The 24953-nt window shown below is 69.6% G+C and carries 21 protein-coding genes; 9 read left to right on the top strand and 12 right to left on the bottom strand.

The genetic code is table 11. The annotated features are described in order from the left end of the window. Positions 1 to 263 precede the first annotated feature (263 nt). From minE to ABSY19_RS13925, 6 genes are all read right to left on the bottom strand, one after another. Positions 264 to 524, bottom strand: coding sequence for a cell division topological specificity factor MinE (gene minE / locus ABSY19_RS13950; RefSeq protein ID WP_204735402.1), 261 nt, complete (start codon positions 522 to 524; stop codon positions 264 to 266). Positions 525 to 527: 3 nt separating this feature from the next. Next, positions 528 to 1343: a septum site-determining protein MinD gene (gene minD / locus ABSY19_RS13945; RefSeq protein WP_291116397.1), complete on the bottom strand. Its 816-nt coding sequence runs from the start codon at positions 1341 to 1343 to the stop codon at positions 528 to 530. A gap of 35 nt (positions 1344 to 1378) precedes the next feature. Continuing rightward, positions 1379 to 2146 (bottom strand): septum site-determining protein MinC, encoded by a 768-nt coding sequence (gene minC / locus ABSY19_RS13940; RefSeq protein ID WP_382163607.1) that lies wholly within the window; start codon positions 2144 to 2146, stop codon positions 1379 to 1381. Positions 2147 to 2556: 410 nt separating this feature from the next. Beyond that, complete coding sequence (locus ABSY19_RS13935) at positions 2557 to 3168, bottom strand: Spy/CpxP family protein refolding chaperone (protein ID WP_382163605.1); 612 nt, start codon at positions 3166 to 3168, stop codon at positions 2557 to 2559. A gap of 64 nt (positions 3169 to 3232) precedes the next feature. Further along, positions 3233 to 3664: a MerR family DNA-binding protein gene (locus tag ABSY19_RS13930; protein WP_382163800.1), complete on the bottom strand. Its 432-nt coding sequence runs from the start codon at positions 3662 to 3664 to the stop codon at positions 3233 to 3235. 127 nt (positions 3665 to 3791) lie between these two features. Beyond that, positions 3792 to 3989 carry a heavy-metal-associated domain-containing protein gene (locus ABSY19_RS13925; RefSeq protein WP_382163603.1) on the bottom strand — a complete coding sequence of 66 codons (198 nt, stop codon included), beginning with the start codon at positions 3987 to 3989 and terminating at the stop codon, positions 3792 to 3794. 141 nt (positions 3990 to 4130) lie between these two features. Here ABSY19_RS13925 and ABSY19_RS13920 point away from each other — a divergent pair, with 141 nt between their 5' ends. Together ABSY19_RS13920 and ABSY19_RS13915 are read left to right on the top strand one after the other, a co-directional pair. Continuing rightward, positions 4131 to 6455 (top strand): heavy metal translocating P-type ATPase, encoded by a 2325-nt coding sequence (locus tag ABSY19_RS13920; protein ID WP_382163601.1) that lies wholly within the window; start codon positions 4131 to 4133, stop codon positions 6453 to 6455. Between the two features lie 87 nt (positions 6456 to 6542). Further along, on the top strand, positions 6543 to 7145 hold the full coding sequence (locus ABSY19_RS13915; protein WP_382163599.1) for a hemerythrin domain-containing protein: 603 nt from the start codon (positions 6543 to 6545) through the stop codon (positions 7143 to 7145). On the opposite strand, the gene ABSY19_RS13910 is transcribed toward ABSY19_RS13915, so the two are convergent. Then, positions 7142 to 8494, bottom strand: a complete 1353-nt coding sequence (locus ABSY19_RS13910; RefSeq protein ID WP_382163598.1) for a transaminase — start codon at positions 8492 to 8494, stop codon at positions 7142 to 7144. The two genes, ABSY19_RS13915 and ABSY19_RS13910, sit on opposite strands and share 4 nt — an antisense overlap. 118 nt (positions 8495 to 8612) lie before the next feature. Between ABSY19_RS13910 and ABSY19_RS13905 the strand changes: the two genes are divergently transcribed. Next, the gene (locus tag ABSY19_RS13905; protein WP_382163596.1) at positions 8613 to 9836 is read left to right on the top strand and encodes a YbfB/YjiJ family MFS transporter; all 1224 of its coding nucleotides are present in this window, start codon (positions 8613 to 8615) and stop codon (positions 9834 to 9836) included. 98 nt (positions 9837 to 9934) lie between these two features. On the opposite strand, the gene gstA is transcribed toward ABSY19_RS13905, so the two are convergent. The 4 genes from gstA to ABSY19_RS13885 form a co-directional block, all read right to left on the bottom strand. Further along, positions 9935 to 10540: a glutathione transferase GstA gene (gstA, locus tag ABSY19_RS13900; RefSeq protein WP_382163594.1), complete on the bottom strand. Its 606-nt coding sequence runs from the start codon at positions 10538 to 10540 to the stop codon at positions 9935 to 9937. A gap of 86 nt (positions 10541 to 10626) precedes the next feature. Further along, entirely contained in the window at positions 10627 to 13104 is a 2478-nt protein-coding gene (locus ABSY19_RS13895) for a hypothetical protein (RefSeq protein ID WP_382163592.1), read from the bottom strand. Between the two features lie 76 nt (positions 13105 to 13180). After that, positions 13181 to 14965, bottom strand: a complete 1785-nt coding sequence (locus tag ABSY19_RS13890; protein ID WP_382163590.1) for a hybrid sensor histidine kinase/response regulator — start codon at positions 14963 to 14965, stop codon at positions 13181 to 13183. After that, the gene (locus ABSY19_RS13885) at positions 14962 to 15654 is read right to left on the bottom strand and encodes a DNA-binding response regulator (RefSeq protein WP_382163588.1); all 693 of its coding nucleotides are present in this window, start codon (positions 15652 to 15654) and stop codon (positions 14962 to 14964) included. Before ABSY19_RS13885 ends, ABSY19_RS13890 begins: the two co-directional genes overlap by 4 nt. A gap of 148 nt (positions 15655 to 15802) precedes the next feature. Between ABSY19_RS13885 and speB the strand changes: the two genes are divergently transcribed. Together speB and ABSY19_RS13875 are read left to right on the top strand one after the other, a co-directional pair. Beyond that, a complete protein-coding gene (speB, locus tag ABSY19_RS13880) occupies positions 15803 to 16735 on the top strand; it encodes an agmatinase (protein ID WP_382163586.1) in 933 nt (310 codons plus the stop codon). Next, complete coding sequence (locus ABSY19_RS13875) at positions 16735 to 18036, top strand: NAD(P)/FAD-dependent oxidoreductase (RefSeq protein ID WP_382163584.1); 1302 nt, start codon at positions 16735 to 16737, stop codon at positions 18034 to 18036. Before speB ends, ABSY19_RS13875 begins: the two co-directional genes overlap by 1 nt. A 1-nt stretch (position 18037) precedes the next feature. Here the strand turns inward: ABSY19_RS13875 and ABSY19_RS13870 are convergent, their stop codons facing one another. Then, a complete protein-coding gene (locus ABSY19_RS13870) occupies positions 18038 to 19534 on the bottom strand; it encodes a PLP-dependent aminotransferase family protein (protein ID WP_382163582.1) in 1497 nt (498 codons plus the stop codon). A gap of 213 nt (positions 19535 to 19747) precedes the next feature. On the opposite strand from ABSY19_RS13870, the gene ABSY19_RS13865 reads away from it, so the two are divergent. The 4 genes from ABSY19_RS13865 to ABSY19_RS13850 all read left to right on the top strand — a co-directional run bounded on the left by ABSY19_RS13865 (position 19748) and on the right by ABSY19_RS13850 (position 24890). Beyond that, a complete protein-coding gene (locus ABSY19_RS13865) occupies positions 19748 to 20557 on the top strand; it encodes a gamma-glutamyl-gamma-aminobutyrate hydrolase family protein (protein WP_382163580.1) in 810 nt (269 codons plus the stop codon). 148 nt (positions 20558 to 20705) lie between these two features. Further along, positions 20706 to 22073, top strand: a complete 1368-nt coding sequence (locus ABSY19_RS13860; protein ID WP_382163578.1) for a glutamine synthetase family protein — start codon at positions 20706 to 20708, stop codon at positions 22071 to 22073. A gap of 20 nt (positions 22074 to 22093) precedes the next feature. Then, complete coding sequence (locus tag ABSY19_RS13855; protein WP_382163576.1) at positions 22094 to 23533, top strand: aspartate aminotransferase family protein; 1440 nt, start codon at positions 22094 to 22096, stop codon at positions 23531 to 23533. A 187-nt stretch (positions 23534 to 23720) separates the two neighbouring features. After that, positions 23721 to 24890, top strand: a complete 1170-nt coding sequence (locus ABSY19_RS13850) for an extracellular solute-binding protein (protein WP_382163574.1) — start codon at positions 23721 to 23723, stop codon at positions 24888 to 24890. Positions 24891 to 24953 lie beyond the last annotated feature (63 nt).

Here is a 24953-nt window from a genome sequence, read left to right as displayed (position 1 = left end):
CACAAACAGGCCCAGAGGAGAAGCCAGACAAGCTGGAAACCGCGTCCTTGCACCCTTCCAGCAAGAACATAGCAGCGCCGCGAAACCCGGGATGGGTGCGGCTCTTCCACCGCATCACGCCGACAAGCCGGCGCCACCCCCAAGACTTGGAGTCTAGGAACCGGTGGATGTTCCACACACCGGCGGCATAGAGCAGGTGAAAAACGGCCCGAGATGAGGCATCGAAGGCACGAACTGCAGAGGCGGGCCCAGCCCGCCACCGATCACTTGCGGTCGGGCAACTCGATCTTGACCTCGAGCACGTCCAGGTTGTCCTGGCGGTCGAGCTGGACCTTGATGTCGTCCGGGTTGATCTTGATGTACTTGCCGATCACCGCGACCAGCTCACGCTGCAGCGCGGGCAGGTAGTCGGGCTCGGAAGCGCTGCGCCCGCTGCGCTCGTGCGCCAGGATGATCTGCAGGCGCTCCTTGGCGACGCTGGCGGTTTTCTTCTTTTCACCCAGCAGGAAAGACAGGATCGACATGCCTTACTTCCCTCCGAACAGGCGCTTGAAGAAGCCCACTTTTTCGGCCTCGATGAAGCGCAGCGGTTTGTCGGCACCGAGGAAACGGTCGATCACGTCGCTGTAGGCCTCGGCCACGTCCGTGCCCTTGAGGTGGATGGCCGGCATGCCCTGGTTGGAGGCGGTCAGCACGCTTTCGCTTTCCGGAATCACGCCGATCAGCTTGATGCGCAGGATGTCCTGGATGTCGCTGAGCGAGAGCATCTGGCCATCGGCCACGCGGCCCGGGTTATAGCGCGTGATCAGCAGGTGTTCCTTGATCGGTTCCTTGCCCTCGATGGCGCGCTGCGTCTTGCTGCCCAGCATGCCCAGGATGCGGTCGGAGTCGCGCACGCTGGAGACCTCGGGGTTGGTCACCACCAGCGCCTCATCGGCGTAGTGCATGGCCATGAGCGCACCGGTCTCGATGCCGGCGGGCGAGTCGCAAATGATGTACTCGAAGCCCATGGCCGACAGGTCGGTCAGCACCTTGTGCACGCCTTCCTGGCTCAGGGCGTCCTTGTCGCGTGTCTGGCTGGCGGCCAGCACGAACAGGTTGTCGCACTGCTTGTCCTTGATGAGGGCCTGGTTCAGGTTGGCCTCGCCCTGGATGACATTGATCAGGTCGTACACCACGCGGCGTTCGCAGCCCATGATCAGGTCCAGGTTGCGCAGGCCCACGTCGAAATCGATGACGGCGGTCTTGTGGCCGCGCAGGGCCAGGCCCGAGGCGAAGCTGGCGCTGGTGGTGGTCTTGCCCACGCCGCCCTTGCCGGAGGTGACGACAACAATCTTGGTCATGGTGAAAGTCCTTCGATTCGAATAAGGGGTGAGACTCAGACGCCGATGGCGTCGATCACGAGTTTGTCGCCATCGGGACCGGGCACCAGGCGCACCTGCGCGGTCTTGCCCTGGACCGATTCGGGCAGGGCCACTTCGCTGGTGCGGTAGATGCCGGCGATGGAAATGAGTTCGGGCGCCATGGACAGCGCGAAGATGCGCGCCTCCCCGTAGCCGCGCGCACCGGCGATGGCCTTGCCACGCAGCGGCGCGTACACGTGGATGTTGCCGTCGGCGATCACCTCGGCACCCGGGTTGACCATGGCCATGACCACCAGGTCACGGCCGCGCGCATAAACCTGCTGGCCCGAGCGCAGGGGCTTGTCGATCACCAGCGCACCGGGCATGGGCATCGGCTGGGGCGCGGCCACGGGCTCCGGCGAGGTGGTCTCGGTCGGTGCCGCCGACGGGGCGGCCCGTTGCACGGTGGCATCGGGCGCGGGCGTGAGGCCGGCGGCCACGGCCAGCGCGGTCTGTTCGATGGTGCCGCCGCGCACGGCCAGGGGCGTGAGGCGGTGCTGGCGCAGCAAGGTCTGGAGCGCGCCGAAGTCGGGCAGGGCATGGGCCTCGGCCACGTTCAACGGGTGCAGGTCGATGACCACCGGATCGTGGTCGAAGAAATCGGGCATGTCGCCAAAACGCTGGGCGAACTCCTGCGCCAGGAGATCCAGGTTGGACGACTTGAGCATCAGAGCCACCAAAGGCAGGTGGGCGCTCTTGATTTCGAAGGTGGCGGGCGCGTTTCCTGCGAGGGCGACAGACATGGGCGAAACAGATCCAAAAACGGGCCAGCCGCAGGAACGCCGGGTCGGCAGGTCTGGCTGTGAAGCGGCGCATCTTACCAGCCGGGTTGACGGGTTTTGGCTCGGGAAGGTGTGCAGGTGTCAGGGCATGTTTCAGCAACCGACGAGCGGGTTTTGCACAAACCTGTGAATAATTTTTTAACAACGCATGAGTTATCCACAGAAAAGTGGGTGACTGCCTTGTTATCCCCGTTTCGAGCGCCAAGGAACCGCGCCCTTCACACAGGCTTCTGAGCGAGCCAAGTCCTTGATCCAGCAAGAAAAAGGGCGCTTGTCCACACCGGACAGCGCCCTCTACTACTACTGCTATTTTGTATTTAAAGATTTAGAAGAATAGTGAAACGGGAACCTGGCGCGGTCCGGGCGCTTGTTCAGGCCGGCTTTTTCACGCCCGGTTGCTCGCCGTGGTGCCGGTGTTCACCCCGGTGGCCGCGGTGCATGCCGGCGCGCTGGAAGCCACCCAGGTGTTTTGAATCAAAGACTTTTTGTTGATCGGCGTTCAACACCGCGTAGAAGCTCTTGATCGCGTCGACGCGTTTGGCCATCGCGGCATCGCGCTCGGCTTTCAGGGCCTGCATCTTGTCCAGGCGCTGCGGCGTGGTCAGCTTGGACCAGTCTTCCCGGGTGCTCTGGCGCGGCATGGCGCCGGCTTGAGGCTGGGTGCGGGCAATAAAAGCGTTCCATGCCGGTTCCTGTTCAGGGGTGAGCTTGAGTTCGGCCTTGAAGGCCGCCTGGCGCTCGGCCATGCGCTTCTGCATCTGGGCGTGGCGTTCGGCGCGTTTCTGGTCGCGCTGCTCGGCGGTGGGGGTGGCGGGTTTGACGGCCGGCTTGGCCGCCGTGTCGGCCTGGGCCACGACGGTGACGGTGTCGGCCGTGCCGGCGGCCAGGGCCGTGGGATGCAGGGCCGAGGCCTGCACCAGGGCGGTGGCGAAGGTGCCCACCAGGGCGGTGGCGATCAGCGCGCGTTTCGGAAGCGATTTCATGAGGACTCCTGGTGTCTGTTGAGGATGGATCTCCACAGGACAGGTGTCGGGCTGCGGAGTGGTTTCAGTGTCTGGCTCGCGTGTTTCCACCCCGTGCCGCCGACGTGGCGGGTTTGTAAAGTTTTGTGCTGCTTTTTGCAGCAACTGTGCAAGCGGGGTGGCTCAGGTCGTCGAGGATGGGGCAGTCGGGTCGGTCGTCGCCGGGGCACAGGTGCAGCAGCTGGTCCAGGGTGCGCTGCATGGCCTGCAGGGCTTCGATGCGCTGGGCCAGTTCGTCCAGGTGTTTCTGCGTGATGCGCTTGACGCTGGCGCTGCTGCGCCGGCGGTTGTGCCAGAGGCTCACGAGTTCGGTGATGGCGTCCAGGCCGAAACCCATGTCGCGCGCACGGCGGATGAAGCGCAGCGTGTGCACGTCGGCCAGGCTGTACTGGCGGTAGTTGCTGTCGGTGCGGGGCACGGGCGTGAGCAGGCCCAGGCTTTCGTAGTGGCGCAGCATCTTGGGCGAGATGCCGCTGAGCTGCGCCGCCTTGCCGATGCTGACCGGCCAGTGGATCAGCGCGTCGCCCGGGTCTTGCTCGCCGGTGGGGGCCAGCGCATGCAGAAGGCGGTCGGTGGCCATGGGGTCAGGCCGCCACTTGGTAGCCTTCTTCGCGGATCGCTTCGACCAGGGCTTCGCGCGTCTGCGTGCTGTTCACCTCGACGCGGTTCTGGCCGCGGTCGATGCGGACTTCGGCCTGGGGATCGAGCAGCTTGATGGCGGTGGTCACGGACTTTTCGCAGTGGCCGCAGGTCATGCCGTGCACATCGAGGACTTGTTTCATGGTGTCTTTCTTCAAAGGTGGATGGAACATGAAGCCATTGTGATCCTTGACATGGTGTCAAGGTCAAGCGGTGGCCGCGCTGTCACAGTTCGCTACAAGCGCGTTTGACCTTCCCATGGTGGTAAAGCTTATGCTGACCCCATGAACACGATCGCTGCCTCTTCCGACGCCGGTGCCACCTTCTCGACCTATCCACTGACCCAGATCGATCTGGGTGTGGGCGGCATGACCTGCGCCTCGTGTGTGACGCGGGTCGAGAAGGCCTTGCGCAAGCAACCGGGCGTGAGCGACGCCACCGTGAACCTGGCCACCGAGTCGGCGCGCGTCACGCTCAGTGGCGTGGACGAGGCCGAATCGCTGGCGCGCATCAAGCGCGCGGTGCGCGACGCGGGTTACGAGCCGCGCACGCTGGAAGCCCTGGACGAGGAGGACACCGAGCGCGTGATGGGCGTGCCGCGCGACCTGCTGCCGGTGCTGATCGGTGTGCTGCTCTCGGCGCCGCTGGTGCTGCCCATGGTGGGGGACCTGTTTGGCCAGCACTGGATGCTGCCGGCCTGGATCCAGTTCCTGCTGGCCACGCCGGTGCAGTTCGTGTTGGGCGCGCGTTTCTACCGAACCGGCTGGCACGCGCTCAAGGCGCGCACCGGCAACATGGAACTGCTGGTGGCGATCGGCACCACGGCCGGTTGGGCGCTGTCGACCTGGCTGTGGTGGCGCGCCGAAGCGGGCGAGGTGCCGCACCTGTACTACGAGGCCTCGGCGGTGGTGATCACGCTGGTGCTGCTGGGCAAGTGGCTGGAGGCGCGTGCCAAGCGCCAGACCACCACGGCCATCCGCGCTCTGCATGCGCTGCGGCCCGAGCGGGCCCACCTGTTGCCCGATGGCATCCGCCGCACGGACACGACGGATGTAGCGGTGGACGAGCTGCTGCCGGGCGATGTGATCCGCGTGTTGCCGGGTGAGCGCTTCGCGGCCGACGGCATGGTGGTGCAGGGGCACACCCAGGCCGACGAGTCCATGCTGACCGGCGAATCCCTGCCGGTGTCCAAGGACGTGGGCGATGGCGTGACCGGGGGCTCGCTCAACGGCGAGGGCGCGGTGGACGTGCGGGTGCGCGCGGTCGGCGCGCAAAGCGTGCTGGCCCAGATCATCGGCCTGGTGCAGGACGCGCAGGCCGGCAAGGCACCGGTGCAGCGCATGGTGGACCAGGTGGCGGCCGTGTTCGTGCCGGTGGTGCTGGTGATCGCGCTGGTCACGCTGCTGGGCTGGCTGGGGACCGGCGCACCGATGGAAGAGGCCTTGCTGCACGCGGTGGCGGTGCTGGTGATCGCCTGCCCCTGTGCCTTGGGCCTGGCCACACCCGCGGCCATCATGGCTGGCACCGGCGTGGCGGCGCAGCACGGCATCCTGATCAAGGACGCGCAGGCGCTGGAGATCGCGCACAAGGTCGACACGGTGGCCTTCGACAAGACGGGCACGCTGACCGAGGGCCACCCGCGCCTGACGGTGATCGAGGCCGCACCGGGCGTGGACGAGATCGCCGTGCTGCAGGTGGCGGCGGCGCTGCAGGCGCAGAGCGCGCACCCGCTGGCGCGCGCGGTGCTGGAGGCCGCGGCCTCCAGGTCCATCGAGGTGGCGCCGGACGCCGCGCAGGACGTGCAGGCGGTCTCGGGCCGGGGCAGCCAGGGGCGCGTCAACGGCGCGCTGCTGGCCCTGGGCAGCCTGCGCTGGATGGGTGAGCTCGGCGCGAAGCTGGGCCCGCTGGACGAGCGCGCCAAGGCCTTGCAGGCCGAGGGTGCGACGGTGTCGGTGCTGGCCAGCCAGACGCCGGGTGATGCGGCCTCGGCCGCCACCTGGGCGCCCCTGGCCCTGCTGGCCTTCGGCGACGAGCCCAAGGCCGGCGCGGCCGAGGCCATCGCCGGCCTGCGGGCGCAGGGCATGCGGCTGTTCATGGTCTCGGGGGACAACCGCGGTGCGGCCTTGGCCATGGGCTCGCGGCTGGGCCTGCGCGCGGACCACGACGAGGTGATCGCCGAAGTGCTGCCGGGCGACAAGGCGACCGTGGTGCGCAAGCTGCGCGCGGCCGTGGTGGGTGATCGCCTGCACACCGTGGCCATGGTGGGCGATGGCGTGAACGACGCACCCGCGCTGGCCGCCGCCGACGTGGGCATGGCCATGAGCCACAGCCAGGGCGCGAGCGCCGACGTGGCCATGCACGCCGCCGGCATCACGCTCATGCGCGGCGACCCGCTGCTGGTGGCGGCCGCGCTGGACATCTCGCGCCGCACAGTGCGCAAGATCCGGCAGAACCTGTTCTGGGCCTTTGCCTACAACGTGGCCGGCATCCCGCTGGCGGCACTGGGCTTTCTCAGCCCGGTGGTGGCGGGCGCGGCCATGGCCCTGAGCTCGGTGAGCGTGGTCGGCAACGCGCTGCTGCTCAAGCGCTGGAAGCCGCCGCAGCGCTGAGCCCGCGCTCAAGGCTTGATGCACGTCAAGGCGCGCGCGCGGCCGCCGCGCGATGCTCGGGGCTCCTGCAGGAGGAGGAGACTTCCCATGACGACGACACACGACGCCGTGCGCGTGATCCTTGACGAGCACGCCAGCCTGAGCGCGATGCTGACCACGCTGTCGCAGATGGTGCGGATCGGCCCCGATGCGTCCGGCGAGGGCGGCCCCGAGCGTTACTTCGACGTGCTGCGCGCGATGCTGTTCTACATCGACGCCTTCCCCGAGAAGAACCACCATCCCAAGGAATCCAACCTGCTGTTCCCGCGCCTGGCGCGCGCGGCGCCGCAGCTGATGCCCACCATCGAACAGCTCGAGCGCGACCACATGAGCGGCGAGATGCGGGTGCGCGAACTGATGCACCTGCTGATGGCCTGGGAGTACATGGGCGACCTGCACCGCCCGGCCTTCGTGGCCGAGGCGCAGCGCTACGTGGCGTTTTATCTGGACCACATGCGGCTGGAAGAAACCGCCCTGCTGCCGGTGGCCGAGAAGGTGCTGACCGAGGCGGACTGGGCCGTGCTGGACGAGGCCTTCACCCGGCACACCGACCCCTTGAACCCGCGCAGGCCGCGCGACCCGCAGTTCGACCGGCTGTTCACCCGCATCGTGCTGCGCGCGCCCGCGCCGCTGGGACTGGGCGAGGCCTAGGCCGCGAGCGCGGTCAGCAGCGCGTCGAAGACCTGCAGCAACTGCGCCACGTCCTGCGCGGTGGTGGTGGGCGAGACCAGCATCATGCTGTGGAAAGGCGTGAGCAGCACGCCCCGGTTGAGCATGAAGAGGTGGGTGAGGGCTTCGAGTCCGGCCTGGGCGTGGTCGCGCACGTCCTGCGCGTCGCGCGGGGTGTGCGGCATGAACTGCAGCTCCAGGCGCGCGCCCAGGCGCGTCACCGTCCAGGGTTTGGCGGCGCGGGCGATGCGCTCGCGCAAACCGGTTTCGAGCCGCTCGGCCAGCGCCAGCATGGGGGTGTAGCTGGCGTCGGTGTGCAGGTGGGTGAGCGCGGCCTGCAGCGCGGCGAGCGTGAGCGGATTGCCCGAGAGCGTGGTGCCGATGCCGCTGTGGCCTTCGGGCGCGGCGTCCTTGGCGCGGGCCATGCGGTCGGCCATCTCGGCGGTGAAGCCATAGACCGCGCAGGGCAGGCCGCCGGCCACCGCCTTGCCGACCACCAGGAAATCGGGCTCCAGCGCGTGGGCCCGCGCGTAGCCGCCCAGCGCGGTGGAGATGGTGTGGGTTTCGTCGCACACGAACAGCGCGCCGTGCCGGCGGCACAGGTCGCGCGCCGCGTCCCAGAAGCCGGGCGCGGGTGGCACTAGGCCGAAGTTGGTGAGCGCGGGCTCGGCCAGCAGGCAGGCCACATCGCCCTGCGCCAGCGCGGCCTCGAGCGCGGGCAGGTCGTTGAAGGGCACGACGCGCGTGAAGGCCGCGTGGTTGTGGACCTGGCCGAGCACCGAGGGGCGCGGCAGCGTGCGGCCGGTCGCGGGGTCCAGGTCCACCAGGGTGTCGTCCACCGCGCCGTGGTAACAGCCGTCGAACACCAGCAGTTGCGGCCGCCGGGTGATCGCGCGCGCCCAGCGCAGCACGAAGCGGTTGGCGTCGCTGGCGGTCAGCGCCAGCTGCCACATCGGCAGGCCGAACACGCGCGCGAGCCCTTCGCCCACCGCCACCGCGTTGGCCGCCGGCAGCATGCAGGTGAGGCCTTGCGCGGCCTGCAGCGCGATGGCCTGGGCCAGCGGTGCCGGGCTGTGGCCGAACATGGCGCCGGTGTCGCCGAGGCAGAAGTCGGTGTGCCGCAGGCCGTCCACGCAGGTGAGCGAGGCGCCCTGCGCTTCGCGCACGAACAGCGCGGCGGGGCTGGGCCAGTCGCGCATCCAGTGCAGGGGCACGCCGAACAGGTAGTGGACCTGCGCGGCCTGGGCGAGTGCCAGGGATTGCGGGTGCGTGGCGATGAAACGTTCGCGCTCGGCTTGCTGGAGCGCGGCGATGTGTCGAGGGTCGGGCATGGCGCCAGCTTAAGCGCGGTGGTGCGGTGTGGGGCCGCTGCGTGGCAGTGGACATTTCGTTGCGCGCCGAATTGGCACCGGTACCGTGGGGCACCGCTTGAACCACAATGGCCCAGCCATGAACCCACGCACCGAACCCGCCCCCCTCACCGATGTGCCCGATACCACGCCCTACGTGCGGCTCGCGCTGGCGCTCTCGCTCGGCGCGGCGGTGTCGCTGGGCATCACGCGCTTCGCCTACGGCCTGCTGCTGCCGCCGATGCGCGAGGACCTGGGCTGGAGCTACACGCTGGCGGGCGCGATGAACACCTTCAACGCGCTGGGCTACCTGATCGGCGCGCTGGCCACGCCCTGGCTGATGCGGCGTTTTTCGCCCACCGGCCTGCTGCTGTCGGGCTCGCTGCTGGCCTCGCTGTTCATGGGCCTGAGCGGTTTCTTCACGGCCGCCGCGCCGCTGCTCGCGCAGCGCCTGCTGGCGGGCGTGGCGAGTGCGGTGGTGTTCATCGTGGGCGGTCTGCTGGCCGCGCGGCTGGGCGCGCGCCAGTCGCGGCGCAGTGGCTTCCTGCTGGGCCTGTACTACGGCGGCACGGGGCTGGGCATCGTGGTCTCGGCGCTGGGCGTGCCACCGGTGCTGGCGGCGGCGGCGTCCCAGCCGCACGGATGGGCCTGGGCCTGGTGGGGGCTGGCGCTGGTCTGCCTGCTGGCCACCGCGCTCATGGCCTGGCCGGCGCGCGTGCTGGCCGCTCACGCCGCGCCATCGGCCAGCGCACAGGCGGGCGGCGGGCGTGTGTTCCAGGTGCGCGACTTCGTGTTCTCGCTCGCGGGTTACGCGGGCTTTGGCGTGGGCTACATCGGCTACATGACCTTCGTGATCGCGCTGCTGCGCGAGCAGGGCGGTTCGTCCGGCTCGATCACGCTGTTCTATGCCCTGCTCGGGGTGGCGGTGGTGGCCTCGTCGCGCATCTGGGCCGGCCTGCTGGACCGGCACCGCGACGGCCGGGCGCTGGCGCGGCTCAACGCCTTGCTGGGCGTGGCGGCCATCGTGCCGGCGCTCACCAGCAGCTGGCCGCTGGTGCTGGCCTCGGGCCTGGTGTTCGGGGGGGTGTTCCTGTCGGTGGTGGCCTCGACCACCGCGCTGGTGCGGCACAACCTGCCGCCCGCGCAGTGGGCCGCGGGCATCAGCGCCTTCACCATCGTGTTCGCGGCCGGCCAGATCGTCGGCCCCACGGTGGTGGGCTTCATCGCCGACGGCCCGGGCGGCCTGGCGCGGGGCCTGGTGTTCTCGGCCGTCGCGCTCTGGGTGGGCGCGGTGTTCGCGATGAAGCAAAAGGCGCTGGTGTGAGACAACGCCCTCCAGAGTGCCCTCGGAACCGGCTTTGCCGGGCCGCCAGGCACGCCCCCTGGAGGGGGTGACGCCGCAGGCGGCGCGGGGGTGCTTCTCTAGATCAGGCCTTCGGCTTTCATCGCCGCCTGCACGGCGGGGCGGGCCGCGATGCGGGCGCGGTAGGCGTTCAGGTTGGCCAGGTCGGTGATGTCCACGCCCACGCGCGGCGCCCAGTTGGTGACGGTGAAGAGGTAACCGTCGGCGACGCTGAAGTCGTTGCCCATGAGGTACTGCTTGCCGGCGAGTTCACCGTCGACCCACTTCAGGCGCTGGGCCAGCCGGGCCTTGGTGGCGGTCTTCACCTCGTCGGGCGTGGCCGGGTTGAACAGGGGCGAGAAGCCCTTGTGCACCTCGGTGCCGATGAAGTTCAGCCAGGATTGCATCTGGTAGCGCGCCAGCGTGCCGTTGGCCGGGGCCAGGTTCTTCTGCGGCACCTGGTCGGCGATGTATTGCACGATGGCCGGGCCTTCGCGCAGGCGCTCGCCGCCTGCGAGTTCGAGCAGGGGCACGTAGCCCAGCGGGTTGATGGTGTAGTAGTCGGTGCCGTCGGGCAGCTGGTGTGTCTTGGTCGGCGCAGGAATCGCCTCGAAGGCCAGACCGGCTTCGTGCAGGGCGATGTGCGGGGAGAGCGAGCAGGCGCCCGGCGAGTAGTAGAGCTTCATGTGTGGTCGTCCTCAGGAAGGCGACGCCGGATGGCGGCGCCGGGCCCGATGCTATACCGGCGCCCGGTTCCGCCTGCTGCGAGGGTTTACCGGAACACGTTGGCCCAGATGTCCAGGCGCGCGTTGACGGTGTCCTGGTCCCAGACCACGATGGCGTTGCCGTTGGCGTCCATGGCCACCGAGCAGCGGTTGACGCCCCCGGTGTTCACCGCGTCGAGCAGCGCGGGCGCGCTCCAGCTGCCGGTGGCCACGCGGTGATGGCTGCCGTAGAGGTCGCGGTGGTTGCCGCCGGCGAGGGTGTGGCTCCAGACCACGGTGGCGTTGCCAGCGGGGTCCATGGCCACCTGGGGCTCGCCTTCGCTGTCGCTCGCGCCCAGCGGGGTGTCCAGCCGCACCGCCGCGCCCCAGGCGCCCGCGCCCACGCGGCGGCGCGCCCAGGTCTGCAGGCCGTCGGCCAACGATTCCTGCCAGACCGCCGTGGCCGTGCCATTGGCGTTCATCGCGACCCGTGCCCGGGCGCTGTTGTCCGTGCCGCCGCCCGACAAGACCTCGGCCGCGCCCCAGGTGCCGCCAGCGTAGCGCCGTGCGTACACGGTGGACGAGGTGGTGGCCGTGCCCTGCGACCAGACGGCGAGGGTGTTGCCGGTGGCGTCGGCCGCGAGAGCCGGTGCGCCCAGGCTGAAGCTGGTGTTGTTGTCGTCCAGCAGGTCGGCGGTGGACCAGCCGACGCCGTTGAACCGGTTGTGCCAGACCCGCGGAACCCCGGCGCTGATCTGCGTCCAGACCGCCAGGGCGCTGCCGTTGGCGAACACCTGGATCTGCGCGTCGGAGGCGTCGCCCGTGCCGCCGTCGATGGACGAGCCCGTCGAGTCCCAGGAGCCGCCTTGCAGGCGGGCGCTGCGCACGCGCTCGAAGTTGCCGTCGTGCTGGATCCAGATCGCGCGGGCCGCGCCGCTGGCGTCCATGCCGATCTGCGGCGCGCGCGCGTGGCCGGCATTGCCTTCCACGTCCTGCGGCGCGCCCCAGGTGCCGGCGGTGTAGCTCGCCGCGACCAGGCCCCGGCGGGAGACGATGTTCTCGCGCACCCAGATGGCGACGGCGTTGCCCGCGCTGTCCACCGCGATCTGGGGCTCGGTCGCGTTGCCCGAGTGGTCGTCGATGACCTGCGGGGCGCCCCAGCCGCCACCGGGCGTGTAGCGCGCGGCCCAGATGTTGTCGAAGCTGCCGTTGCCCTGCGCCCAGACCGCGAAGGCGTTGCCCTGGCTGTCGGTGGCGACCACGGGGTTGAAAGCGCGGGCGAGGTCGTTCGTCTCGATCAATGTCGCGCCCTGCCAGGCCTGGGCCGAGCCGGCCGAGCAGTTCACGGCGACGTTGTTCACGTCGGCGTTGGCCGTGCCGCTGCCGTTTTGCACGGTGCAGGTCTGGCCGGCGGGCTGGGTGCCGACGGTGACGTTGAAGGGCACGCCGGTGGCCAGGGGCGTGGGGAAGGTGAACGGGCCGTCGGCGCTCACGGCGAGGTCGTCCGCGCCGTTGTTGCGCAGCACCACCGTGCCGGCGAGGCCGCTGACGTTGCCGCCGATGGTCTGCGTGGTGGTGGGCACCGGGACGGCCACGTTGATGACCGTGGCGTCGTAGTAGCGCGCCTGGAAGCCATCGCCGCGCTGGCAGGCGACGTAGGTGGCGACCACGTGGCGGCCCTGGTCGAGGTGGCTGAGCGAGAGCACCGGCAGCACGGTGGTGCCACCCGCGCCGCGCCCGCCGTGGGCGCCCTGGGTCAGGCCGATGTTCGCCTGGTCGTACAGCGTTTCCACCACCTGCGGGTGGCGGTCGAGCTGGCGGCGGACCATGGTCACGCGCACGCTCGCGCAGCTGGGCCAGAGGTTGTAGACCGCGGTGAAGGTCAGCGTGGCGGCGGCGTCGAGCCGGTAGGAGCCGCCCGAGCTGGTGTGGGCGTTGGAGTAGCCGGTGAGCGTCAGGGCGTTGCCGGGGTTGGCCACCACGCTGGTGTGCCCGCGTGGGGAGAAGCAGCGGTCCGGGTTGGGTGGCGCGTTGGCGGGGGTCGAACAGGCCCCGATCACCATGCCCCACGAGAAGGTGTTGCGCCGCACGCTGGCGAAACCGCCGGCGAGGGTGGCCTCGCTCTCCTGCCAGTCGGCGTCGGTGGAGGCCATCCACGCCGTCGGGCCGGTGGTGCCGGCGGGCACCGGCAGGCGGATCGTGACCGGGGTTTCGAAAGCGATGCCGTGCGGCGTGAATTCGTAGGTGGCGGCGGGCGCGGGCCAGAAGGCGTCGCGCACCGGCGCGCCCGCGCTGGAGCGCGCGATGCCGATGGTGGTGTTGCCGCGCAGCGCGCCGGGCGGGATGACCACCTGCGCGCCATCGGGTCCGGTGACGGTGCCGCCGGCCGGGCCGATCACCGCCGTCACGCGCTCGGGCTCGGCCGGCGCCTCGGGCGGGTTGCTGCTGCCGCCGCAGGCGCCGAGCAGCGCGGGCAGCAGCACACAGGCGATGAGCCACAGCGGCAGGGACAGGCGTGGGCGCGGGGATGGTGTGACAGCGAACATGAAGACCTCCGGGCGGTGGGGCTGCCCTTGGGTCCGCACGATAGGCAAAGCCCGGTGCGCGCGACAGTGCCGAAAGTCACGACGTGAAGGCGGCGGGGGCGGTGCCCGGCGGGGCGAGGCGGGCCAGGGCCTGCAGCAGGCGGTCGGGATCGACCGGCTTGAACAGCACCGGCACGCCCGAGTCGCGCACGCGCTGCAGGCGATCGGGCGCGGTCTCGCCGGTGATCAGCAGCACCGGCAGCGCCAGGCCGAAGCGCGCGCGCAGGCGCTGCGAGGCGGCCAGGCCGTCGGCACCCTCGGCCAGGCGGTAGTCGCAGAGCATCGCGTCGAAGGGCTCTTGCCGCGCGGCGGCGGCCTGCAGGGCGAGTGCCGCGCCGTCTTCGTCGCGCGCGGTCTCCGAGTCCACGCCCCAGGTCTGGAGGAAGGCACTCAGCGCATCGGTGATGTCGGCCTCATCGTCGACCAGCAGCACGCGGCGCGGCAGCGCCTGGCTGGCTGCCAGGGTGGCCGGCCGGCTGTAGAGGGCGGGCTCCGGCGTGGGCTTGGCGCGGGGCACCGTGACGCGAAAGCGCGTGCCATGGCCGGGCCAGGAGCGCAGGCGCACCGGGTGGTTCAACAGCAGGGAGAGCCGGCGCACGATGGACAGGCCGATGCCCAGGCCGCGCGTGCGGTCGCGGCCCGGGTTGTCAACCTGGTAGAACTCGTCGAACACGCGGTCGGCGTGCTCGGGCGCGATGCCGATGCCGGTGTCCACCACGTCGATCCAGACCTGCGCGCCGCGCGGCCGCGCCACCACCAGCACGCCGCCGCGCGCGGTGTACTTGATGGCGTTCTCGATCAGGTTGCCCAGCAGGCGCTGCAGCAGGTGCGGGTCGGTGCGCACCCACACCGGCGTGGCGCGCAGGCGCAGCTGCAGTTCGCGCTCTTCCGCGCGGGAGGCGAACGAGGGGTGCAGGGCCTGCAGCACGGTGTTGAGCGGCACGTCCCGCACATCGGCTTCGATCACGCCGGCGTCGAGCCGCGAGACGTCGAGCATGGTGTCCAGCGAGGTGCCCAGCGAATGCACCGCGCCCATGAGGCGCTGTGCGTGGGCGTGCGTGGGCTGGCCTTGCAGTTCCTTGTCGAGCACGGCGCCGAAGAGCGCGATGGCGTGCAGCGGCTGGCGCAGGTCGTGGCTGGCGGCGGCGAAGAAGCGCGTCTTCTCCTCGCTGGCGCGCTGGGTGGCGGCCATCTGCCCGGCGAGCTGCTCGGCCAGCGCCTCTTTCTCGAAGCGCATCTGCAGCGAGGCGGTGAGCAGCAGGTGCTGGCGGCGCGCGAAGTGCAGCATGGCGCCGGTGTAGATGCCGACGCAGGCGGCCAGGAAGAGGTGCGTGGTGTCGCCGCGCCAGAGCAGGGCGGAGATCAGGCCGGCCATCATGGGCAGCACGAAGGCCAGCACCGAGGCCCAGCGCGGCGCCACCGACGGCACGCCGCCGCTGATGAGGCCGAGCATGATGAGCATGAGCAGCGTGGTCATGGGCAGGTCGTCGGCTGGCATGAACAGCCAGGGCGCCAGGCCCCAGGTGGCGCTGTAGTACAGCAGCTCGCGCCACTGTCGCCGGGCCCAGAACGCGCTGCGCGCGGCGGCCTGGCGGTCGCGGAAGTAGGCGTGGATGAGCGGGTAGCGCAGCACCTGGATGGTGTGCAGGCCCAGCCACACGAAGACCAGGGGGTCGCGCAGCTGCCACCAGAACAGCGCGCACAGGGCCCAGGCCAGCACCGCGTCGGCGATGGTGGAACTCAGCGAAGTGGCGTACAGCGCGGCGACCTGCTCGCGCAGCACGCGCTGCTGGGTCAGGTCGCCGGTGTCGGCTTCGCTCACCGCAACAGGCTGATGAGTTGCGCGCGCGACCTCACGCCAAAGAGCAGCAGCAGCGCCGAGACATGGTTCTTCACCGTGCCTTCGCTGAGGTGGGCGCGTTCGGCGATGTCGCGGTTGGACTGCCCGGCCAGCACCCATTCCAGCACCTGCACCTGGCGGTCGGTGAGCTGCAGCGATTCGCCGTTGGCGTTGTTGCGCACGCTGCGCAGCACCGGCTCGGCGGGCGCGGCGGGCGCGGCGGGTGCGGGCACGGGCCCGAACAGGCCCAGCGAGCGGATGTAGCCGATGACCTCCTTGAGGTCGCCCGACTTGGCGAGGTAGGCGCGCGCGCCGCGCGAGAGGGCGTGGCGCATCAGGCCGGGGTCGTTCACGCCCGAGAGCACCACCACCGGCGCCTCGGGGAAGGCCTTGACGAAGGCGGTCAGGCCCGAGAGGCCGTGGGCGTCGGGCAGGTGCAGGTCCAGCAGCACCAGGCCGATGCGCTGCCGGTAGCGGCCGTACAGCTCCATCGCCTCCTGCAGGGTGCGCGATTCCAGCACCTTGATCTGGCGCCCGCTGTCGGTGGCGTGGGCCTGCACCAGGGTGAGCAGGCCCAGGCGCAGCAGGTCGTGGTCGTCCACCACCAGCAAGCCGGTGGCGCCGTGCGGGTCGGGCGCGGCGTGGGCGGGTGGGGCAACCAGGGCATGCATGGTGCGGGCATGTTAGGTGCTGGGGGCGCATCGCGGAAGTGACGAAAGTCATCCCGGCCGGTGGACACCGGCGCCGCCGGTCAATTGGACTCATGGGCGGTACCGGCGGGGGGTATCTTCTGGCACCCTGTTCACCGAGGACGTTTTCATGGCCATGGGTCAGTTCGCCTACGCCAGCAACACCAACCGCTTTCTCGCCTGCGCACCGCTGGCCGACCAGCCTTTTGCCGTCGCGGGCGTGCCTTTCGACGGCGTGGTGACCAACCGGCCGGGCGCGCGCTTCGGCCCGCAGGCGATCCGCGCGGCCAGCCTGATGCTGTGCGACGGCATCCACCCGGTGTTCGACGTCTCGCCCCTGGCGCACCTGGGCGACGCGCTCGACCTGCGCCTGCCCAACGCCTCGCCGCTGCCCGAGGTGCGCCGCCACATCGAGGAACAGGCGGCGGCGCTGATGGCGAAGCACCATTGTGTGTTCCTGGGCGGTGACCACTCCGTGACGCTCTCGCTGCTGCGCGCCGCAAAGGCCCGGCACGGCGGCGAGCCGCTGGCGCTGGTGCACTTCGACGCGCATTGCGACACCTGGGCCGACCACTTCGGCGAACCGGCCGGCCACGGCACCTGGACCTATGAGGCCCTGCAGGAAGGGCTGGCGAGCCCGGCGCACACGGTGCAGATCGGCATCCGCTCCAGCGGCGAGCGCGCGGCGCGCGAGTACGTGACCGACCAGGGTGGCCAGATCTTCACGGCGCGCGCGCTGCGCGGGCTGGACGGCGCGGGCCTGCAACCCGCCATCGAGGCGATCCGCGCGCGCATCGGCCAACGCCCCTGTTACCTCACGCTGGACATCGACTGCCTGGACCCGGCCTTCGCGCCCGGCACCGGCACGCCCGAGCCCGGCGGCATGACGAGCTCGCAGGTGCTCACCTTCCTGGAAGCCTTGGCCGACCTGAACTGGATCGGCATGGACTGCGTGGAGGTGGCCCCGGCCTACGACCACGCCGAGCTCACCACCAACGCGGCGGCCACCTTCGTCTGGACCTACCTCAGTGGCCAGGTGGCCAAGCGGCAGAGGGGTCTCTGATGTCCCTCATCGGTTCGGACACCCAGCTCAACCAGAAGAGCTACTACGAAGCCAGCGTGCAGCGATCCGAGGCGCTGCCGCCGCTGGAAGGAGCCGTCGAGGCCGACGTGGTGGTGGTCGGCGCCGGTTTCTCGGGCCTGAGCGCGGCGCTGGAACTCGCGCAGCGTGGCCTTTCGGTGGTGGTGCTGGAGGCCGATCGCATCGGCAGCGGCGCGAGCGGGCGCAACGGCGGTCAGGCCATCGTGGGTTACGCGAGCGGGCAGGGCCCGTTCGAGCAGCAGCTCGGCGCCGAGGACGCCAGGCGCGCCTGGGACATGTCGCTGGAGGCGCTGGACCTGATCGACGCGCGCATCGCCGAACACGGCATCGAGTGCGACCGCGTGAATGGTTATGTGTACGTGGCCGACTCGGCGCGCAAGGCGCAGGAGCTGCACGAGGAGATGGAGGGCCTCAAGCGGCGCGGCCTCGCGGTGGACTGGGCCGAGGGCGCCGACCTGCCGCGCCTGATCAACAGCCCGCGCTACGTGGCGGCCGCGCGCGAGCAGCGCTCGGGCCACCTGCACCCGCTGAAGTACGCGCTGGGCCTGGCGCGTGCCGCGCAGGCCGCGGGCGCGCGCCTGTTCGAGCACTCGCCGGTGACCGGCCTGCAGCGCGGCGCCACGCTGGTGGCGAGCACCGCGCGCGGCCAGGTGAAGGCGCGTTTCGGCGTGCTCGCGGGCAACTGCATGCTGCCCGAGTACGGCCCGCGCGTGGCGCCCGAGATCGCGCCGCGCATCATGCCGGTGGGCACCTACATCCTGGCCACGGCGCCGCTGGACCCCGAGCTGTGCGCGCGCCTGATCCCGCGCAACGCGGCCGTGTGCGACAACAACTTCGTGCTCGACTACTTCCGCTTCAGCGCCGATCACCGCATGCTGTTCGGCGGGCGCGTGAGCTACACCACCCGCACGCCGGTGAACCTCGAGGCCCTGATGCGCCAGCGCATGGGCGAGGTGTTTCCCGCGCTGCGCGAGGTGCCGATCGAGCACCTGTGGGGTGGCTTCGTGGACATCAGCATGAACCGCGCGCCCGACTTCGGCCGCCTGGGCGACAACCTGTATTACCTGCAGGGCTTCAGCGGCCACGGTGTGGCGCTCACCGGTCTGGCCGGCCGCCTGGTGGCCGAGGCCGTGGCCGGGCAGGCGGCGCGTTTCGACGTGTACGCGCGCCTCAAGCACCGCCGCTTCCCCGGCGGCGCGCTGCTGCGCACCCCCAGCCTGGCGCTGGGCATGTTGTGGCACCGCCTGCGCGACGTGATCTGAGTCAGCCGGCGAGGACCTGCCGCACGGCGTTGGCCAGCAGCGGCCCGCAGCGCTCGATCTCGGCCAGCGGCGCGTAACCGTACCCGATCACCAGGCCGCGCAGGTCCTTGCGCTGCAGGCAGTAGGCCGAGAGCGGGCGCACCGTGAGGCCGTGCTGCGCGATGCGCTGCGCCAGCGCCCGGTCGTCCACCTCGGGTGGCAGGCGCAGGCACAGGTGCAGGCCCTGCTCGGCGCCGCTGATGCTGGGGCCGTCGGGCAGGTCGTCGCGCAGCACCGGTTTCAGGGCTTCGAGCAGGCACTGGCGGCGCTCGCCGTAGTTCTGGCGCGCGCGGCGCAGCGCGCTGGCGAAGTGGCCCATCTCGATGAACTCGGCCAGCGCGGCCTGCACCGGCATCTGGCCCGGGCGGTTGAGGTCGTAGTGGGCCTGCTTGAAGGCCGCCACCAGCGGCTTGGGCACCACCAGGTAGCCGATCTTCAGGCCCGGGTAGAGCACCTTGGAGAAGGTGCCCATGTAGAACACGCGGCCATCCGTGTCCAGGCCTTCCAGGCTGGAGATCGGCGGGCCGCTGAAGCGGTATTCGCTGTCGTAGTCGTCTTCCAGCACCCAGGCGTCGTGCGCGCGCGCGGTGGCCAGCAGCTGGTGGCGCCGGGGCAGCGACATCACCGCGCCGGTGGGGTACTGGTGCGAGGGCGTGACGTAGATCAGGCGCGGCGGGCGCGCGTTGTCGGCCGTGCTGGGGTTGATGCCCTGCTCGTCCACCGCCACCGGGTGCAGGGCGAGGCCGGTGGCCATGAAGGCCTTCACCGCGCCCCAGTAGGCCGGGTCTTCCACCCACACCGTGTCGCCGTGGTCGGCCAGCAGGCGGGCGCAGAGCTCGAGCGACTGCTGGGTGCCGCTGGTGATGACGACCTGGTCGGCCTCCAGGTGCACGCTGCGGAACACGCGCAGGTAATCGGCCACGGCGCGGCGCAGCGGCGCGTAGCCGCCCGAGTCGTTGTAGTCCAGCATGTCCGGGTAGGTCATGCGCCAGTGCTTGTTCTGCAGGCGCTGCCAGAGCGTGAGCGGAAAAGCGCTGAAGTCGGCGATGCCGGGCGTGAAGGGCTGCACCTCCAGCTCGGTGGCGCAGAAGGTGCTGGACAGCGCCAGGCCGCGTGTGGACAGGCGGGCGGCTTGCACCGTGGCGGCCGCCCGGCCCGGCCCCGGGCGCGTCGAGCGCCCTGGCGTGGTGCGCGGCACGTTGTCGTTGACGAAGGTGCCACTGCCCACGCGGCTGGCGAGGTAGCCCTCCACGCTGAGCTGGTTGATCGCGGCCACCACCGTGTTGCGCGAGAGGCGCAGGTCCTGCGCCAGATCGCGGCTGGAGGGCAGGCGCTCGCCCGCGCCCAGCTTGCCGTCGAGCATGGCGCGGCGCAGCGCCTCGTAGAGCTGCCGGTGCAGGGGCAGGGCGTCCTGCGAGCCCAGGCGGCTCATTTCAGCCAACAGAAATTCAGACAACATAAGGAGAATTCCAAAGCAGCAGCCGGCGCGAAATGGCCCCATCCAGACGCACCGTGGAACCGGCTTCGCCGGGCCACAGGTGCGGTCCCCCTCCGGGGGGGAAGCCGCGTGAGCGGCGCAGGGGGGCGCCATTGGCACCATAACATGGGGCCAAATGGCTCTCGTTCCAATCCAATTGGCCCCCCACAATGAATGCCATTGTCTGGAGTCTTCATGAACAAGCCACCTTGCATGGTCTGGCTGCCTGCCGACCACCGCCTGATGGGCGATCACGGGCATCAGATGCCCTTTCTGTTGCTGGGTGACAAATACGCCCGGGCCGTCAAGGTCGGGGCGGACGCCCAGCCGGTGATGTTCCCGCTGGCCGACACCGGCCAGATCAGCGAACTGCTGGCCCTGGTGGACGGCGTGATGCTGACCGGCTCACCCTCCAACGTGCACCCCTCCCATTTCGACGAGGACGTGGCCGACCCCAGCCTGCCGCTGGATGCCGACCGCGACCTGCTCACGCTGGCGCTGGTGAAGGCCTGCGTGCACGAGGGCGTGCCGCTGCTGGGCATCTGCCGCGGTTTCCAGGAGATCAACGTGGCCCTGGGCGGCACGCTGCACCAGCGCGTGCACGAGGTGCCCGGCATGATGGACCACCGCGAACCCAAGACCGCGCCGCCCGACGAGCAGTACGCGCCGCGCCACGCCATCCGCTTCGCGCCGGGCAGCGTGTTCGAGGAATGGGCCGGCGGCCCCGAGACGCAGGTCAACTCGCTGCACGGCCAGGGCATCAACCGCCTGGCCGCCGGGCTCGACGCCCTGGCGCACGCGCCCGACGGCCTGGTGGAGGCCTTCGGTGTGCGCGGCGCGCGCACCTTCGCCTACGCCGTGCAGTTCCACCCCGAGTGGCGCTGCTGGGAAACCCCTTTCTACGCCGCGATCTTCGAGGCCTTCGGCCGTGCCTGCCGCCAGCGCATGAACCTGCGCCTGCAGCACGCCGACCTCGCGCGCAGCGCCGCCAGCGCCAGCGCCTGACGGACATGAACACCCCCCTGCGCCGCTGCGCGGCTTCCCCCCTCTCTGGCGCGCCTTCGGCGCTGGGAGCGGGGACGGCATCTCGGGCCGGCGGAGCCGGACCCTTGATGCCTCTGGACATTCCCCATAACCACAACGGAGATGGCACATGACAGCCCCCCAAAAGATGAGCTTCAACGATCTGGAGAACTGGCTCAACCAGAACCGCGTGACCGAAGTCGAGTGCCTGGTGCCCGACCTGACCGGCGTGGCGCGCGGCAAGATCCTGCCGCGTGAGAAGTTCACCGAGGACCGGGGCATGCGACTGCCCCAGGGCATCGTGGCCATGGGGGTGACGGGGGAGTTTCCGGCCAGCGGGCCGTACTACGACGTGATCGAGCCGACCGACCGCGACATGCAGCTGCGCCCGGACCCGACCACCGCGCGCATCGTGCCCTGGGCCACCGACCCGACGGCGCAGGTGATCCATGACTGCTTCGACCACGCCGGCAAGCTGGTGCCGTTCGCGCCGCGCAGCGTGCTGCGCCACGTGTGCGACCTGTTCGACGCCGAGGGCCTGGACCCGGTGGTCGCGCCCGAGCTGGAGTTCTACCTGACCGCGCGCAACACCGACCCGAACACGCTGCTCAAGGCCCCCATCGGGCGCAGCGGCCGCGCCGAGACCTCGCGCCAGTCGTACAGCATCGACGCGGTCAACGAGTTCGACCCGCTGTTCGAGGAGATCTACGACTACTGCGACAAGATGAAGCTCAACGTGGACACGCTGATCCACGAGGCCGGCGCGGGGCAGATGGAGATCAACTTCTTCCACGCCCATCCGCTGGGCCTGGCCGACGAGGTGTTCTTCTTCAAGCGCACGGTGCGCGAGTCGGCGCTGCGGCACGACATGTACGCCACCTTCATGGCCAAGCCGATCGCGGGCGAGCCCGGCTCGGCCATGCACGTGCACCAGAGCATCCTGAACAAGGCCACCGGCAAGAACATCTTCAGCAACGACGACGGCACGCCCTCCGAGGCCTTCTACCACTACATCGGCGGCCTGCAGCGCTACATCCCGGCGGCGATGGTGCTGGTGGCGCCCTACGTGAACAGCTACCGCCGCCTCTCGCGCCACACCGCCGCGCCGATCAACATCGAGTGGGGCCACGACAACCGCACGGTGGGCATTCGCTCGCCGATCTCCAGCCCCGAGGCGCGGCGCGTGGAGAACCGCGTGATCGGCGCCGACGCCAACCCGTACGTGGCGATGGCCATGACGCTGGCCTGCGGCTACCTGGGCCTGAAGAACAAGATCAAGCCCAAGCCCGAGATGAAGGGCGACGCCTACCTCTCGCCCTACTCGCTGCCGCGCAGCCTGGGCGAGGCGCTGGACTGGCTGCGCCGCGAGACCGACCTGCACGACGTGCTGGGCAAGGAATTCATCACCATCTACACCGAGATCAAGGAGCTGGAGTTCGACGAGTTCATGAAGGTGATCTCGCCCTGGGAACGCGAACACCTGTTGCTGCACGTCTGAGTTTGAAAGAAGAGCCCCGCATGAACACCTCCACCCTCATCGCCCCACCCGCGCTGGTCCGCCGCGCCGAGCAGCAGGACACCAAGGCCATCCAGGCGCTGGACAGCGCGCACTTCATCCACCCCTTCACCGACCACGGCGACCTGGCCACGCGCGGCTCGCGCGTGATCACGCGCGCCGACAACATCTACATCTGGGATTCCGAGGGCGCGAAGATCCTCGACGCCATGAGCGGCCTGTGGTGCGTCAACGCCGGCTACGGCCGCAAGGAGCTGGCCGATGCCGGTTACCAGCAGACCATGACGCTGCCGTTCTACAACGCCTTCTTCCAGACCACCAACGTGCCGGCGGTGCAGCTGGCGACCAAGCTGGCGCAGCTCGCGCCGCAGTTGGGCGGGCGCAAGTTCGAGCACGTGTTCTTCAGCTCCAGCGGCAGCGAGAGCAACGACACCAACGTGCGCATGGTGCGCCGCTACTGGGACCTGCTGGGCCAGCCGCAGCGCAAGGTCATCATCAGCCGCCACAACGCGTACCACGGCAGCACCATGGCGGGTGCCTCGCTCGGGGGCATGAGCGGCATGCACGCCCAGGGCGACCTGCCGATCCCCGACATCGTGCACATCGAGCAGCCGCACTTCTTCGAGAACGCCAACCCCGGCGAGAACGAGGCCGACTTCGGCCTGCGCGCGGCGCGCTGGCTGGAGGAGAAGATCCTCTCCATCGGCGCCGACAAGGTGGCGGCCTTCATTGCCGAGCCGGTGCAGGGCGCGGGGGGCGTGATCATCCCGCCGGAGACCTACTGGCCGGAGGTCCAGCGCATCGTGGACAAGCACGGCATCCTGCTGATCTCCGACGAAGTCATCTGCGCCTTCGGCCGCCTGGGCCACTGGTTCGCCTACGAGAAGTTCGGCATCCGGCCCGACCTGGTGACCTTCGCCAAGGGCGTGACCAGCGGCTACATCCCGCTGGGCGGCGTGATGGTGGGCGACCGCGTGGCCAAGGTGCTGATCGAGAAGGGCGGCGAGTTCAACCACGGCTACACCTACAGCGGCCACCCCGTGGCCTGCGCGGTGGCACTGGCCAACATCGAGCTGATGGAGCGCGAGAAGCTGGTCGAGCGCGTGAGGGACGACACCGGCCCCTACCTGGCCGAGCGCTTCGAGGCGCTGGAGGATCACCCGCTGGTGGGCGCGGCCCAGACCTGCGGCTTCGTCGCCGGCCTGGTGCTGGTGAAGGACAAGGCCAAGAAGCAGATGTTCGACGAGGCCCTGGGCGTGGGCATGCGCTGCCGCGCGCACTGCTTCAGGAACGGCCTGATCATGCGCGCCGTGGGCGACCGCATGATCATCGCGCCGCCGCTGGTGATGACGCGCGCCCAGGTCGACGAAATGATGGACCTCATCCACCGCTGCCTGGATGCGACTCTGGAAGAGTTGCGCGCCGAGGGCCTGCTGGCCTGACCAGGGCCCGTCCGCACCTGGAAAAGTCGTGTGAACAGGCCCTAGAATGTTTTCCGGATATTCCACCAGCCCCGTGCCTGGTGGCGCTGTCCGGCGCTGGGTCTGAATATTGCTAGCACGTTCAGGCATGTCGGCCCCGCCCGGTTGAGTTCTTTCGGTCAATTACCTCCCTGGAGTGAGCAACACCATGAAAAAGCAAGTCCTGGTTCTGGCGATGTCGGCGATCCTGCTGGCCGCCTGTGGCAAGAAAGAGGAGCCCGTGGCCGCGCCCGCGGCACCGGCGCCTGTGGCGGCCGCCCCCGCCGCACCGGCCGGCCCGGTGCTGGACGATGAAAAGGTCGTCAACGTCTACAACTGGCCCGACTACATCACCGAGTCCCTGATCGCCGACTTCGAGAAGGAATACGGCGTCAAGGTGAACTACGACACCTTCGAGAACAACGAAGCGCTGCACGCCAAGCTGGTGGCCGGCAACTCGGGCTACGACATCGTGGTGCCCACCGCCGACTTCGGCAAGCGCCAGATCGAGGGCGGCCTGTACCAGCCCATCGACAAGAGCAAGCTCAAGAACTACGGCAACCTTGACCCCGACTTCATGAGCAAGATCGCTGGCGTGGATCCCGAGAACAAGTACCTGGTGCCCTGGGCCTGGGGCTTCACCACCGTGGGCATCAACAAGCAGAAGGTCGAGAAGGCGCTGGGCGGCATGCCCATGCCCGAGAACGCCTGGGACCTGGTTTTCAAGCCCGAGTACTCCAGCAAGCTCAAATCCTGCGGCATCGCCTACCTGGACTCGCCCAGCGAGATCCTGCCGGTCGCGCTGCACTACGTCGGCAAGCCGGCCTACAGCGAGAAGCCGGAAGACTTCAAGCTCGCGGGTGAGATGCTCAAGAAGGTGCGCAAGGACGTGCGCCTGTTCTCCAGCACCATGATCGACGACATCGCCGGCGGCAAGGCCTGCGCCTTCATCGGCTGGTCCGGCGACATCAACATCGCCGCCGGCCGCGTGAAGGAAACCGGTGGCAAGGACGAGATCGTGCCGCTGCTGCCCACCGGCGGCGGCCGCGTGTTCATCGACACCATGGCCATCCCCAAGGACGCCAAGCACGTGAACAACGCGCACGCCTTCATCGACTTCTACCTGCGCGCGACCAACGCCGCGGCCATGGCCAACGAGATGAACTACCCCACCGGCAACAAGGCCGCGCTGGCCGACATCAAGGACGAGGTGAAGAACAACAACACCATCTTCCTGAGTCCGGAAGACACGGCACGCCTGATCCCCACCGGTGGCTTCTCCAACGACTCCCTGGGCGTGGTCAACGAAACCTACAACGCCTTCAAACGCGGCAAGTAAGCACCACCGTTCCCTTACTCGGTAGAAGGGCCGCTCATCCTCCCCGGTTGAGCGGCTCTTTTT

It is taken from the genome of Hydrogenophaga sp. ANAO-22 (assembly GCF_042466645.1).
In the GTDB taxonomy this organism is placed as follows: Bacteria; Pseudomonadota; Gammaproteobacteria; order Burkholderiales; family Burkholderiaceae_C; genus Hydrogenophaga.
Note: the sequence above shows the minus strand (reverse complement) of the source record. Positions and strands in the feature narration are given on the sequence as shown.

Excerpts from the sequence above, each read along its gene's own strand:
- minE (WP_204735402.1), bottom strand. The coding sequence starts at position 524 with ATGTCGATCCTGTCTTTCCTGCTGGGTGAAAAGAAGAAAACCGCCAGC.
- minD (WP_291116397.1), bottom strand. The coding sequence starts at position 1,343 with ATGACCAAGATTGTTGTCGTCACCTCCGGCAAGGGCGGCGTGGGCAAG.
- minC (WP_382163607.1), bottom strand. The coding sequence starts at position 2,146 with ATGTCTGTCGCCCTCGCAGGAAACGCGCCCGCCACCTTCGAAATCAAG.
- ABSY19_RS13935 (WP_382163605.1), bottom strand. The coding sequence starts at position 3,168 with ATGAAATCGCTTCCGAAACGCGCGCTGATCGCCACCGCCCTGGTGGGC.
- ABSY19_RS13930 (WP_382163800.1), bottom strand. The coding sequence starts at position 3,664 with ATGCTGCGCCACTACGAAAGCCTGGGCCTGCTCACGCCCGTGCCCCGC.
- ABSY19_RS13925 (WP_382163603.1), bottom strand. The coding sequence starts at position 3,989 with ATGAAACAAGTCCTCGATGTGCACGGCATGACCTGCGGCCACTGCGAA.
- ABSY19_RS13920 (WP_382163601.1), top strand. The coding sequence starts at position 4,131 with ATGAACACGATCGCTGCCTCTTCCGACGCCGGTGCCACCTTCTCGACC.
- ABSY19_RS13915 (WP_382163599.1), top strand. The coding sequence starts at position 6,543 with ATGACGACGACACACGACGCCGTGCGCGTGATCCTTGACGAGCACGCC.
- ABSY19_RS13910 (WP_382163598.1), bottom strand. The coding sequence starts at position 8,494 with ATGCCCGACCCTCGACACATCGCCGCGCTCCAGCAAGCCGAGCGCGAA.
- ABSY19_RS13905 (WP_382163596.1), top strand. The coding sequence starts at position 8,613 with ATGAACCCACGCACCGAACCCGCCCCCCTCACCGATGTGCCCGATACC.
- gstA (WP_382163594.1), bottom strand. The coding sequence starts at position 10,540 with ATGAAGCTCTACTACTCGCCGGGCGCCTGCTCGCTCTCCCCGCACATC.
- ABSY19_RS13895 (WP_382163592.1), bottom strand. The coding sequence starts at position 13,104 with ATGTTCGCTGTCACACCATCCCCGCGCCCACGCCTGTCCCTGCCGCTG.
- ABSY19_RS13885 (WP_382163588.1), bottom strand. The coding sequence starts at position 15,654 with ATGCATGCCCTGGTTGCCCCACCCGCCCACGCCGCGCCCGACCCGCAC.
- speB (WP_382163586.1), top strand. The coding sequence starts at position 15,803 with ATGGCCATGGGTCAGTTCGCCTACGCCAGCAACACCAACCGCTTTCTC.
- ABSY19_RS13875 (WP_382163584.1), top strand. The coding sequence starts at position 16,735 with ATGTCCCTCATCGGTTCGGACACCCAGCTCAACCAGAAGAGCTACTAC.
- ABSY19_RS13870 (WP_382163582.1), bottom strand. The coding sequence starts at position 19,534 with ATGTTGTCTGAATTTCTGTTGGCTGAAATGAGCCGCCTGGGCTCGCAG.
- ABSY19_RS13865 (WP_382163580.1), top strand. The coding sequence starts at position 19,748 with ATGAACAAGCCACCTTGCATGGTCTGGCTGCCTGCCGACCACCGCCTG.
- ABSY19_RS13860 (WP_382163578.1), top strand. The coding sequence starts at position 20,706 with ATGACAGCCCCCCAAAAGATGAGCTTCAACGATCTGGAGAACTGGCTC.
- ABSY19_RS13855 (WP_382163576.1), top strand. The coding sequence starts at position 22,094 with ATGAACACCTCCACCCTCATCGCCCCACCCGCGCTGGTCCGCCGCGCC.
- ABSY19_RS13850 (WP_382163574.1), top strand. The coding sequence starts at position 23,721 with ATGAAAAAGCAAGTCCTGGTTCTGGCGATGTCGGCGATCCTGCTGGCC.